Genomic DNA, 10,932 nt, shown 5'->3' with positions numbered 1-10,932 from the left:
GCTCCCTTTTTTTATCAATAACAATCCACCGCTGAGGCAGAATGCCCCTGCGTGATATCCGAGGTTATTGACAGAATAAGTGCCGGATAAATGTGCGCGATTATTCTTATGGTATCGCGTCAGTGAGAAGAACCGGGGATGCTATCAGAAAAAAATGAAAAATCCAGCGCCAAAGCCAAGAATAAAAAATGCCATTCCCTGCGCATCAACATAAACCTGTTTTGATATTACTCACGCGCAATGCGCGCCGCCGCCTCTGTAATAGCCTCCATAGCCGCTGCCGGTTTACCACTATCGTCAAAGGCGCCCAGGGTATACCCCTTCCAACCGTAATAGGATAAAGGTTCCCAATAAAACACCCCCAGGCCCATACCGTCTTTTACGGCAGCGGTTTTGTTAATCAGATCGGCCACTACCGTTTTGGCATTCACATGATCCCAGGGCAAGCCGATTTCGGTGAGCATGACGGGGACGCCATAGCGCGTCACCATATCGTTGAGGTTTACCAGGCAATTGGCAGTGGAGGTTTGCCAGGTCATGGGGGAGTTGGCGAGCGGGTAGGAGGATGCACCGATGACATCGAACCTGGCGTTGTTACTGGTCAGGCCATCAAAAATCCAGCGGAAATTGGCGTTATCGTGACAATTGGCCAAATGCACAATCACCAGGGCATCGGGAAAAACAGCCTTCACGGCATCGTAACCGGCACTGGTTAAGTCGGCGTAATTTTTCATATTGGTTGCGCGCGGCTCCACCGAGGGGCGCGCACTGTCCCACAAAAAACCATCATTGGTTTCATTGCCGACCTGCACCCATTCCGGGGTGACGCCTTCGTCTTTTAACGCCTGCAAGGTGCTGTGGGTATGTTCCACCAAAGCGTCCTGCAATTCCTCCAGGGTATAGTCAGCCCAGGCGGCAGGCTTGGTTTGCTTGCCCGGATCGGCCCAATTATCGCTGTAGTGGAAATCGATCATGATGCGCTGCCCCTGCTCCTTGGCGCGCCTGGCCTTGGCCACCACATCCTGGGGACTGTTGTACCAACCGTCTGCCGGATTGACCCACACGCGCAAGCGAATGGCATTAACACCCAGTGCCTGCATCAGCGCAAAAGCCTCGATCTCTTCGCCTGCGCGGTTGTAAAACCGGCGCCCGCTGGCCTCCATTTCAGACACCCAACTGATATCCGCGCCCAGGACGAAGTTACTGCTCAACACCGGCCCTTCGCTGGAACTGGTGCTTGCGTGAGAGCTGGACACAGAACTCGCTGAAGACGATGCCAGGCTGCTCGCCGGGGATGATGGGCTGGACGATGCTACACCGCCTCCAGCAGAACTTTCCGAACCACCACAAGCCGCCAATAACAAGGCTGTTACACATACCAGGGTTGCGCCATAGACTGCGTTCATAGGAGTACCTACATCGTTAAACAACTTCGCCAAACAACAAAAAACCGCACAGAGGCTATCCATGCGGTTTTTGTACAGGAAAAAACAGGAGCGGAATTACTTAAACGCATCCCACACAGCAGTGGCTTTGCCGTTGTTATCCATAGCCCCCAGGGTATAACCCTGCCAACCCGGACGCGCCTGGGGTTCCCAGTAGAAGATTCCCGCCCCCTTGCCACCGCTGACCTGGCCCACCTTGGTAACCATGTCTTTGACGATGGTGTAGGCCTGTGAGTGATCCCAGGGCACACCGATTTCGGTAATCATCACCGGGACGCCGTAGCGGCTGACCATGTCATTGAGGTTGTTCAAGCACGCGGTATTGGCGTTTTGCCAGGTGTAACCGCCGGCGTTGGTGGGATAGTTGGAAGCGCCGATGATATCGAACTGGGCACCGTTGTTGCGCAGGCCATCAAAAATCCAGCGGAAGTTGGCGTTATCGTGGCAGTTGGCCAGGTGCACAATCACTTTGGCACCGGAGTAGATACTTTTTACCGCGTTGTAGCCGGTGTTGGTCAACCAGGCGTAATTGCGCATATTGACCGAGGCCTTGCCATCATCCCACAACATACCGTTGTTGGTTTCATTGCCGACCTGCACCCAATCCACGGTCACACCGGCATCTTTAATCGCTTGCAGGGTGTAGCGGGTGGAGTTCCACACCGCATCCATCAATTGCTGGAAGGTGTAATTGCGCCAGGCGGCCGGTTTGGTTTGTTTGCCGGGGTCGGCCCAGGTATCGCTGTAGTGGAAATCCACCATCAATTTAAGGCCAGCTGCTTTGACGCGCCTGGCTTTGGCGACCACATCCTGGGTGCCGTTGTACCAGCCATCGGCCGGATTGACCCACACGCGCAGGCGCACAGCGGTCATCCCCTGCTCTTTCATGATGGCAAAAACGTCTTTTTGGACACCGCTGCGGTTGTAGTACTTGTAGCCATTGTCTTCGATCTGCGAAGTCCAGCTGACATCGGCACCTTTTACCGGGGCGGCAAGTGAGTGTTGGGCGAACAGCGGCGCCAGGAGCAAACCGGCACCCGCCAGCAAACGCTGAAGGTTAGATAGTTTCATGATGTATACCTGTTTTATTGTTATCAGGAAATTGGGCCTTATAGACGGGCCCGGAACTAGCAAGGCATAACGCTTGTATTGACCTGTTAAACACCAAAGGCAAACAAACGATAATATTTATAATATAAATATTGAAAAAAGACAACTCCATTTGTTTTTGCAAGGGGGATGATTGCTATAGCCGTCACCAAATATTCTTTTTAGCAATAAGAAAATAACTAAATGGAATTTGAGGATACTGCCCCCGACTGTTAGCCTGCGCGCCCTGTTGAAAAATCAACACTTGCCTGTTTTCAGCCCAGAGTCTTGCTTTATGGATTTTCACATCGGATACATCGTTGCCGGCCTGGTGGTTGGCTTTATTGTCGGTATGACCGGTGTGGGGGGCGGTTCGTTGATGACCCCGATACTGCTGTACTTCGGGGTAAGCCCGGCCAATGCGGTGGGAACGGATTTGCTCTATGCCGCCATTACCAAAGCCGGTGGTATCCATGTCCACCATAAAAAGAAGAATATTGATTGGCGTATCACTGGAGAGCTGGCGCTTGGCAGTTTGCCGGCGGCGGCCCTGACACTTCTGGTTCTGCACAGTATCAGCATCGATACCGATACCTTGAACAAAATCATCAAGCTCACCCTGGGCTATGCACTCATCCTGACCGCCATCGCGATCCTGTTCAAACGCAAAATATTTGATTACAGCCGCAAGAATGAATCCTGGATTACCCGTATGACCCGCCGCCAACAGTTCATCGCAACGGTGCTTACCGGTGTAATCCTGGGTGTGGTGGTGACCATTACCTCTATTGGTGCCGGAGCCTTGGGAACCGTTGCCCTGTTTATGCTCTACCCGTTACTGCCAACCGTGCGTTTGGTGGGAACAGAAATCGCCCACGCCGTCCCCCTGACCCTGGTCGCGGGCATGGGCCACGCCGGACTGGGCAATGTCGACTGGAGCCTGCTCGCCAACCTGCTCATGGGATCACTGCCCGGCATTTACATGGGCAGCCATCTCGCCAACCGCGTTGCTGACCACTACCTGCGCCCGGCACTGGCAATCATGCTGATGCTGGTGGGCTGCAAGCTGGTGTTCTAGCACCGCTGTCACGATTCCTTAATCCGCCCATGGCATGCTCGGACTGAAAAACCGAGTCTGGAGCGAGCCATGTTTGATCTGAGTTGGTCGGAATTATTGTTTCTCGCCGTATTGGCGCTGGTGGTCATAGGCCCGCAGGATTTGCCGCGCCTGGCGCGCATCCTCGGACAACTCTGGGGCAAGTTGCAGCGCATCTACCGCGACTCCCTGATGGGCATTCGCACCCTGGAGAACGAGATCAATCTCGCCTCCCAGCCAGACCAGCGCCAGCAGCCCTCCTATTACGATTTGCTGCCCGAGCATGTGCGCCAGGTGATGGAGCAAGCCGAACCCAGCCGCGATGCCACCCACAACCAGCAAGTGCAGGCAATGTACCAGCAAGCCATGGAAGACGTGCAGCGCCAGCACAGCGCGCCGTCGCCAACGACGGCATCACCCACCGCTAATTCCCCTGCCAACACCTGACGCCATGAACGATCACAGCTCCGTGGATTTAAGCCGCGCCCCCCTGCTTTCACACCTGGTTGAATTGCGCAAACGCCTGCTGCTTTGCCTGATGGCCTTTGTCCTGGCATTTATCGCCTGCTATCTGGTCGCGGAACAGATTTACCAGTTTTTGATGCAGCCCCTGGTGGATATTCTGGGTGAGGAACCAGGGCGGCGCATGATCTACACCGGCCTGCACGAAGCCTTTATCACCTATTTAAAATTAGCTTTTTTTGCCGCGCTGTTTATTACCCTGCCGCTGATACTGATCCAGCTATGGAAGTTTATCGCCCCCGGACTTTACCGGCACGAAAAGCGCGGCCTGAGCCTGCTCTTTGCCATGACGCCGGTGTTATTCGTCGCCGGTGCGGCACTTGCCTATTACCTTGTGTTCCCGCTGGCATGGAGCTTTTTTATCAGCTTTGAAACCACCGGCCTCGATGGCAACATGCCAGTGCAGCTGGAAGCGCGGGTAAGTGAATACCTGGGACTGGTGATTCAATTAATCCTGGCATTCGGATTAAGTTTTGAATTGCCGGTGATACTGCTGTTGCTCGCCCATACCGGCGCCCTGACGGCCGACAGCCTGGTAAAAGGCCGGCGCTATGCCATTGTGGGCATTTACGCGCTGGCCGCCCTGATCACCCCGCCGGACTTGATTTCACAAATCGCCCTGGGCACACCGATTTTATTGCTCTACGAAGTGAGCATCTGGCTGATTCGCTGGCAGGAAAAAACACGCACAAAACCTGCTGACAAAAAACCATCCGCCAATAAACCGGCAACACAAACCAGTTAAAAAAACAAAGGCGTCAATTGTCACTTGATTGACGCCTTACTTTCATATTCGGGTCGTAACCTCCCCGGTCGAGACATTGTGCTCATCGCCAAATGAACAATCCCTCAACCGTGGAGATTACGCTATGAATAATAGTCCGGAAGTACCCGTCCCCGACACTCTTTTTCCTGTCGAACCTGTTGTCAACCGCCGCGAATTTATGAAAGGCGGCGCTGCCGGTGCCGCCGCCATTTCTCTCGCCGCCATGGCCAACAGTGCCAATGCCGCCTTTACCAGTGATTACGGCCCGGTGATGCCGGTGGCCGATGAAAGCACCGGCCTGCCGCTGCTGCAATTGCCCGCCGGTTTTAAATACTGGTCCTACGGTTGGACCGGCATGATTATGAAAGACGGTGTTGCCACGCCCGGCGTACACGACGGCATGGGTGTCGTCGCCGCCCAGGGAAATACCATCGCCCTGGTGCGCAACCACGAAGTGCGCGGTGCGGGTACGGCGGTCAAATCGCCCGCTATTTACGACACCCGCGGCGGCGGCGGTTGCAGCAATTTATTGTTCGATGCGTTCAATGGCCAGTGGCTGGCTTCCTACATGAGCATCAGTGGCACTTCCACCAATTGCGCCGGCGGTATTACGCCCTGGGGCAGTTGGCTGACCTGCGAAGAAACAACCGATACCTACAGCGGCATTACCCACGGCTGGATTTTTGAAGTGCCCGGTTTCGGCAAAGCCAGCCCCACGCCGATCAAGGCCATGGGACGCCGCGCGCACGAAGCCACGGCGACAGACCCGGTGACCGGTTATGTGTATATCACCGAAGACGCCGGCACCTCCTCGGGCTTCTACCGCTATCGCCCCAATGTCTACGGCAAATTGCTCGAAGGCGGTGTGCTGGAAATGCTCGCGGTAACAAACCTGCCGCAGGCCAACCTGCTCGCCAGCTATCCCAACGGTACCACCTGGGACGTGGAGTGGGTCATCATCGACCAGCCGGAATCGATCAATCCGCGCAACTACACCCAGGGCTATAACAAGGGTGCCGCGCGTTTTGCCCGCCTCGAAGGTGCCTGGTACGACACCGGCCTGATTTATTTTGTCTCCACCAGTGGCGGCGGCATCGGTGGCGGCCAGGTATTCCACTACGACCCGCGCCGCGAAACCCTGACGCTGACCTTTGAAAGCCGCAACAACACCAGCCACCCGGTTGCACCGGACAATATGACCGTGTCTCCGCGCGGCGGACTGCTGCTGTGCGAAGACCGCGGTGGTATTTCGCGTTTGATGGGCCTGAACCAGGCCGGCGACGTGTTTGAGTTTGGTCGCAACAATATGAACCTGAACGCCGCCGATGTGGCCATTATCCACAGCCGTTTCCCCGGCACGGCCGGTCGCATCAACGCCGGCAATTACATAGGGGCAGAAACCTGCGGAGCCTGCTTCTACGACCGCTGGCTGTTCGTCAATATCCAGAGCCCCGGCGTCACCTTCGCCATCACCGGCCCCTGGAACGAAGGCATTCTTTAATTTTTTTATTCACAAGGAAATTCACTATGAAACCGTTATTAGCTGCATGTTTTTTACTGGTGCTCGCCGCCGGTGCCAAGGCCCTTCCCGTCCATTACTACGGTGAAATCCAGGGCTCAGGCAATTACACCGGCGCGGTGGATATCAACTTCGGCTGGAGCGATGCGCCCTTCGGTTTAAACAGTTGGGGCGAGCAGGTAAACCTCTGGGGTTTTAACGCTACCGAGGGGGAAACACTCGCGCTGGATTTAACCAGTAACGAATTGTCGCTGGGGTTCAGCCTTTACTTCGGAGAGGTGAGCGCCAGCGATTTGCTGTTTGGCCTGTTTGATAACAGCGGCGATATTGGCAGTGCGGTCTACCTCGCCGGCGCCAGCCTGTGGAGTTATGGCCAATCGCTGAGTGATTTTGCCATTGGACAAACCGGTTTCTATACCCTGATCGTCGGCGGCCGCGACTTCGGCGGTTACGATGGCTATCACTACAACCTCGCTGTCAGCCAGGTGCCTGAACCCGCCGGTTTGCTGCTGTTGGCCAGTGGATTGCTGGGGCTCGGTGTACTGCGCTACCGCGCCAGAGGTTAATCCGACCTGTGACAAGGACGTTGCCGATTTAAAAAATGGCTGGGAGCAATTTTTGACGCCGGAAGCGGCGGCCCCGCAGGGGTGGCTGCCATGGATGGCAGCCACAAAAAATGGCCGGGAGCAATTTTCGACAATAAAAGAGGCCGCTAAAAAATAGCGACCTCTTTTGTGAACAGACTTTTTAAGGCGTGTCTTTTCAACGCCGGATCAAAACAGGTTTATGCCTGTTTCTGCTCGTCAACCCGCTCGGTTTTTTGCTCCGCATTTGCCGTGTTCGGTGTGTCAGACACATCGCTCACACCCTTGCGGAAACTGCGAATCCCCTCCGCCAGGTCGCCCATTAATTGCGGAATCTTGCCGCGTCCAAACAGCAGCAAAAACAAGACAACCACCAACAATACCTGCCAAAAACTCAGTGCCATGATCACGACCTCGCTACAGATTCATTCCAGCCCAAGCATGGCAGGTGTTGGTGACCGAATGATGACGGCTAGGCGCTGCGATAGTCGGCCAGCAACCTGCCAGCGTCCAACGCCTCCTGTTCATGGGCCGATTCACGCCAGGGTTCTAACAAGGCAGCCTGATACCACTGTTGCATGGCCGCTAATTGCACAAGGGTTTCGCTGTAGGCCTGTGCAATCGCTGATAGCGGTAACCCATAGGTTTGCACGCGGAATGCCACAGGCGCGAAGAAGGCGTCTACCGCCGTGAATTGGCTTCCCGCCAGAAATGGCCCGCCAAAACGGGACACACCCTGGCTCCACAGTTCATCGATACGCGCCAGATCTTTTTGCACGGCGAGCGACAAACCAGGCAATTCAATGCGCAAGCCACAGTTCATACCACAGGTGGAACGCAGGGCCTGAAACCCGGAGTGCATTTCCGCCACGGCACTGCGCGCCCAGGCGCGCGCTGCTGTATCCCCAGGCCAAACACCGGCATGCTGTTCTGCCAGGTACTCCACAATCGCTAATGAATCCCAGATGGTCAGGTCGCCATCCTGCAGGCAGGGCACCTTGCCGTTGGGCGCAAACTGGCGATACTGGTCCCAGGCTCCCTGCTCGGGAAAAGGGTGCAGGATTTCGTCAAAGGGAATATCCAGGGCGCGCATCAATACCCAGGGACGCAATGACCATGACGAATAGTTTTTGTTGGCGATATGCAAACGGTACATAACAACTCCCTGATAGGTTCAAGTGGATACATCACTGCACAATCGGTTCGCTCCCCCAGCCACTGCCGGAGGACATGCAGACAATGATTAATTCGCCTTTTCCGGCGGTGGCGCTACACGCATAACCTCTTCCATAGTGGTTAACCCGGCGGCAATTTTTTGTGCGCCCGACAAGCGCAGGGTACGCATCCCCTCTTTCATCGCCTGGCGCCGCATATCCTGCAAATTACAGCTGGGGGTTACACGCTCCTTGAGGTTGTCGGACAGCACCAGGATTTCATAGATGCCCTGGCGCCCAAGGTATCCCGTGTTGCGACATTCAAGGCATCCCACCGGGTGATAGACCTTGGCGGGGACATTGACCTTCCAGGGAGAGACCAGCTCCTGCCAATCCTGCGCATGGATTGTGCCCTCCTCTTTACAGTGTGGACACAGGGTACGCACCAACCGCTGCGCCATCACCCCCAATAAGGTGGCATTGATTAAATAGGAGGGTACGCCCAGATCCAGCAGGCGCGCGATAGTCGAAGGCGCATCATTGGTGTGGACGGTCGAGAGTACCAGGTGGCCGGTGAGCGCAGCCTGCACAGCCATCTGTGCGGTTTCCAGGTCGCGGATCTCGCCCACCATGATAATGTCCGGGTCCTGGCGCATCAGGCTGCGGATACCCGCGGCAAAGTCCAGGCCGATTTTGTGGTGTACCTGGGTCTGGTTGAAGCTTTCTTCCACCATTTCAATCGGGTCTTCGATGGTGCTGACATTGACCTCGGAGGTCGCCAGTTGGCGAAGGGAAGAATAGAGGGTCGTCGTTTTACCGGAACCGGTTGGCCCGGTAACCAGCAGTATGCCGTTGGGTCGGGTGAGCATACCGTGCCAGCGCTGGTAGTCATCGCCGACCAAACCCAGGTCGGCAAAGCTGCGCAACAGCACTTCCGGGTCAAAAATCCGCATCACCAGCTTTTCGCCAAAGGCGGTGGGCAGGGTGGACATGCGCAGCTCCACCTCGCTGCCATCATTGCGCCGGGTTTTGATCCGGCCATCCTGGGGCTTGCGCTTCTCGGCGATATCCAGGCGCGCCAATACCTTCAGGCGACTGGTGACAGCGGTCGCCACATTGGCGGGCAGTTCATAGACGTAATGCAAAACGCCATCGATACGAAAGCGGATACGCCCGAATTCACGGCGCGGCTCTATATGGATATCGCTGGCGCGCTGGTCATAGGCGTATTGCAGCAGCCAGTCCACAATCTTAACGATATGCTGGTCGTTGGCATCCGGATCACTGGCCTTGCCCAGCTCCACCAATTGCTCAAAGTTGGTAATCGCCGAGGCCGCCGCTGCCCCGCTGGCACCGGAGATAGAGCGCGCCAGGGTGTAAAATTCCACCATATAGCGCTCGATATCCGCCGGATTGGCGACCACCTTTTTAATCTGGCGGCGCGCCACATGCTCAACCTGCGGCTCCCAGCCCCCCATAAAGGGTTGGAGGCAGGCGATCACCACATGATCCTGGTTTACCTGCACACAGAGGATGCCGTGGCGCTTGGCAAAGGCGTAACTGACAACCTCGGTACACTTGGCCACGTCGATTTTCATGGGATCGATATGAAACTGCGGCATACGGGCCATCTCTGCCAGCCAGGCCGTCAGGGTTTCCGCATCCAGGGTTTTACCGGGGCGCTGTTGATCCTCGATTGCCTGGGTAGCAATGTAGCTAAGGGGATGCATAATCGCTTGCTCGCGGGTGCGCGAGGCGCCCAGGAGCACGTTGGCATCCACCCGGCTCATATGCCCGGCGGCGACCAGGTCATCCACAATGCCACGTAAATCCAGGAAGCGATCCAAAATCGGCTGAACCATCATTAGGGGTATTCCATCGTTATTCATGGGGTCATAGCGGGATTGTAGCGGCTCCTGCACCAGGAATCTGCATGGCCTATCCCATACAGCCCACTCTACCGCGCGTCATGCTGTCATAAAAAGTTCACAGAGCAAGTGACCTTTGCTAACTAAGTTTTTATACTGCGCACACTTTTCACCAAAGGGGTATATCACATGCCGTTTGCTAACTTATCCAACCTCTTCGGCCGTTCGCCGATTAAGCCTATGCAGGAGCATATGGCTGTTGCGATCAAAGCTGCCGGCCAGTTGGTAGGGTTTTTCGAGGCGGTGACCGATGGTAATTGGGTACTTGCCGGGGAAATCCAGCAGCAGGTTGTCAAATATGAACACGAAGCTGATGACATCAAAAAGCAACTCCGCCTCCATCTCCCCAAAAGCCTTTTCCTCCCTGTACCCCGCACCGACCTACTTGAACTCCTGACCATGCAGGACCGCATCCCCAACCGGGCCAAAGACATTGCCGGCATTATCATGGGCCGCAAAATGACTATCCCGGCAAGCATGCAAGACCAGATGAATGAGTTTGTTCGCGCCAGCGTAGCCGCGGCGGAACAGGCGTTGACAGCGATCAACGAACTCGATGAGCTGCTCGAAACCGGCTTTAGCGGGCGCGAGCTGACTGTCGTTGAAAACATGATCAAGGAATTGGACAAACTCGAAGAGAAGGCCGACCACTTGGAAATTGGCGTCCGTACCTCCCTCTTTGCCCTGGAGGCCCAGTTACCCCCTGTGGATGTGATGTTTCTGTACAACATCATTGACTGGGTCGGCGATATCGCCAACCGCGCCCACGATGTAGGCGGGCGTTTGCAGCTGCTGCTGGCGCACTAATCGATCTTAATTTGGGGATTCC

Annotated in this window: 11 protein-coding genes; 6 read left to right on the top strand and 5 right to left on the bottom strand. The window is 55.7% G+C overall.

Annotation, left to right across the window (positions count from 1 at the left end):
• Positions 1 to 227: 227 nt before the first annotated feature.
• Entirely contained in the window at positions 228 to 1,406 is a 1,179-nt protein-coding gene (locus tag CJA_RS02415) for a glycoside hydrolase family 53 protein (RefSeq protein ID WP_148208786.1), read from the bottom strand.
• A gap of 96 nt (positions 1,407 to 1,502) precedes the next feature.
• Positions 1,503 to 2,516 carry a glycoside hydrolase family 53 protein gene (locus CJA_RS02410; protein ID WP_012486171.1) on the bottom strand — a complete coding sequence of 338 codons (1,014 nt, stop codon included), beginning with the start codon at positions 2,514 to 2,516 and terminating at the stop codon, positions 1,503 to 1,505.
• Positions 2,517 to 2,829: 313 nt separating this feature from the next.
• On the opposite strand from CJA_RS02410, the gene CJA_RS02405 reads away from it, so the two are divergent.
• The 5 genes from CJA_RS02405 (at position 2,830) to CJA_RS02385 (ending at position 7,003) form a co-directional block, all read left to right on the top strand.
• The gene (locus tag CJA_RS02405) at positions 2,830 to 3,612 is read left to right on the top strand and encodes a sulfite exporter TauE/SafE family protein (RefSeq protein ID WP_041550950.1); all 783 of its coding nucleotides are present in this window, start codon (positions 2,830 to 2,832) and stop codon (positions 3,610 to 3,612) included.
• A 69-nt stretch (positions 3,613 to 3,681) separates the two neighbouring features.
• On the top strand, positions 3,682 to 4,077 hold the full coding sequence (locus CJA_RS18525) for a twin-arginine translocase TatA/TatE family subunit (protein WP_012486169.1): 396 nt from the start codon (positions 3,682 to 3,684) through the stop codon (positions 4,075 to 4,077).
• 4 nt (positions 4,078 to 4,081) lie between these two features.
• The gene (gene tatC, locus CJA_RS02395; protein ID WP_012486168.1) at positions 4,082 to 4,897 is read left to right on the top strand and encodes a twin-arginine translocase subunit TatC; all 816 of its coding nucleotides are present in this window, start codon (positions 4,082 to 4,084) and stop codon (positions 4,895 to 4,897) included.
• A 124-nt stretch (positions 4,898 to 5,021) separates the two neighbouring features.
• Positions 5,022 to 6,419 carry an alkaline phosphatase PhoX gene (locus CJA_RS02390; protein WP_012486167.1) on the top strand — a complete coding sequence of 466 codons (1,398 nt, stop codon included), beginning with the start codon at positions 5,022 to 5,024 and terminating at the stop codon, positions 6,417 to 6,419.
• 26 nt (positions 6,420 to 6,445) lie between these two features.
• Positions 6,446 to 7,003 carry a PEP-CTERM sorting domain-containing protein gene (locus CJA_RS02385; protein WP_012486166.1) on the top strand — a complete coding sequence of 186 codons (558 nt, stop codon included), beginning with the start codon at positions 6,446 to 6,448 and terminating at the stop codon, positions 7,001 to 7,003.
• Positions 7,004 to 7,221: 218 nt separating this feature from the next.
• Here CJA_RS02385 and tatA read toward each other — a convergent pair whose 3' ends face one another.
• From tatA to tfpB, 3 genes are all read right to left on the bottom strand, one after another.
• Entirely contained in the window at positions 7,222 to 7,425 is a 204-nt protein-coding gene (gene tatA / locus CJA_RS02380; protein WP_083766815.1) for a twin-arginine translocase TatA/TatE family subunit, read from the bottom strand.
• 68 nt (positions 7,426 to 7,493) lie between these two features.
• Positions 7,494 to 8,177, bottom strand: coding sequence for a glutathione S-transferase family protein (locus CJA_RS02375; RefSeq protein ID WP_012486164.1), 684 nt, complete (start codon positions 8,175 to 8,177; stop codon positions 7,494 to 7,496).
• 87 nt (positions 8,178 to 8,264) lie between these two features.
• A complete protein-coding gene (gene tfpB / locus CJA_RS02370; RefSeq protein ID WP_041550947.1) occupies positions 8,265 to 10,040 on the bottom strand; it encodes a type IV pilus assembly ATPase TfpB in 1,776 nt (591 codons plus the stop codon).
• A 192-nt stretch (positions 10,041 to 10,232) separates the two neighbouring features.
• Between tfpB and CJA_RS02365 the strand changes: the two genes are divergently transcribed.
• The gene (locus tag CJA_RS02365; RefSeq protein WP_012486162.1) at positions 10,233 to 10,910 is read left to right on the top strand and encodes a TIGR00153 family protein; all 678 of its coding nucleotides are present in this window, start codon (positions 10,233 to 10,235) and stop codon (positions 10,908 to 10,910) included.
• The last annotated feature ends 22 nt before the right edge of the window (positions 10,911 to 10,932 follow it).

Source organism: Cellvibrio japonicus Ueda107, assembly GCF_000019225.1.
In the GTDB taxonomy this organism is placed as follows: domain Bacteria; phylum Pseudomonadota; class Gammaproteobacteria; order Pseudomonadales; family Cellvibrionaceae; genus Cellvibrio; species Cellvibrio japonicus.
Note: the sequence above shows the minus strand (reverse complement) of the source record. Positions and strands in the feature narration are given on the sequence as shown.

Coding starts and splice junctions, on each gene's coding strand:
- CJA_RS02415 (WP_148208786.1), bottom strand. CDS start 1,406: ATGAACGCAGTCTATGGCGCAACCCTGGTATGTGTAACAGCCTTGTTA.
- CJA_RS02410 (WP_012486171.1), bottom strand. CDS start 2,516: ATGAAACTATCTAACCTTCAGCGTTTGCTGGCGGGTGCCGGTTTGCTC.
- CJA_RS02405 (WP_041550950.1), top strand. CDS start 2,830: ATGGATTTTCACATCGGATACATCGTTGCCGGCCTGGTGGTTGGCTTT.
- CJA_RS18525 (WP_012486169.1), top strand. CDS start 3,682: ATGTTTGATCTGAGTTGGTCGGAATTATTGTTTCTCGCCGTATTGGCG.
- tatC (WP_012486168.1), top strand. CDS start 4,082: ATGAACGATCACAGCTCCGTGGATTTAAGCCGCGCCCCCCTGCTTTCA.
- CJA_RS02390 (WP_012486167.1), top strand. CDS start 5,022: ATGAATAATAGTCCGGAAGTACCCGTCCCCGACACTCTTTTTCCTGTC.
- CJA_RS02385 (WP_012486166.1), top strand. CDS start 6,446: ATGAAACCGTTATTAGCTGCATGTTTTTTACTGGTGCTCGCCGCCGGT.
- tatA (WP_083766815.1), bottom strand. CDS start 7,425: ATGGCACTGAGTTTTTGGCAGGTATTGTTGGTGGTTGTCTTGTTTTTG.
- CJA_RS02375 (WP_012486164.1), bottom strand. CDS start 8,177: ATGTACCGTTTGCATATCGCCAACAAAAACTATTCGTCATGGTCATTG.
- tfpB (WP_041550947.1), bottom strand. CDS start 10,040: ATGATGGTTCAGCCGATTTTGGATCGCTTCCTGGATTTACGTGGCATT.
- CJA_RS02365 (WP_012486162.1), top strand. CDS start 10,233: ATGCCGTTTGCTAACTTATCCAACCTCTTCGGCCGTTCGCCGATTAAG.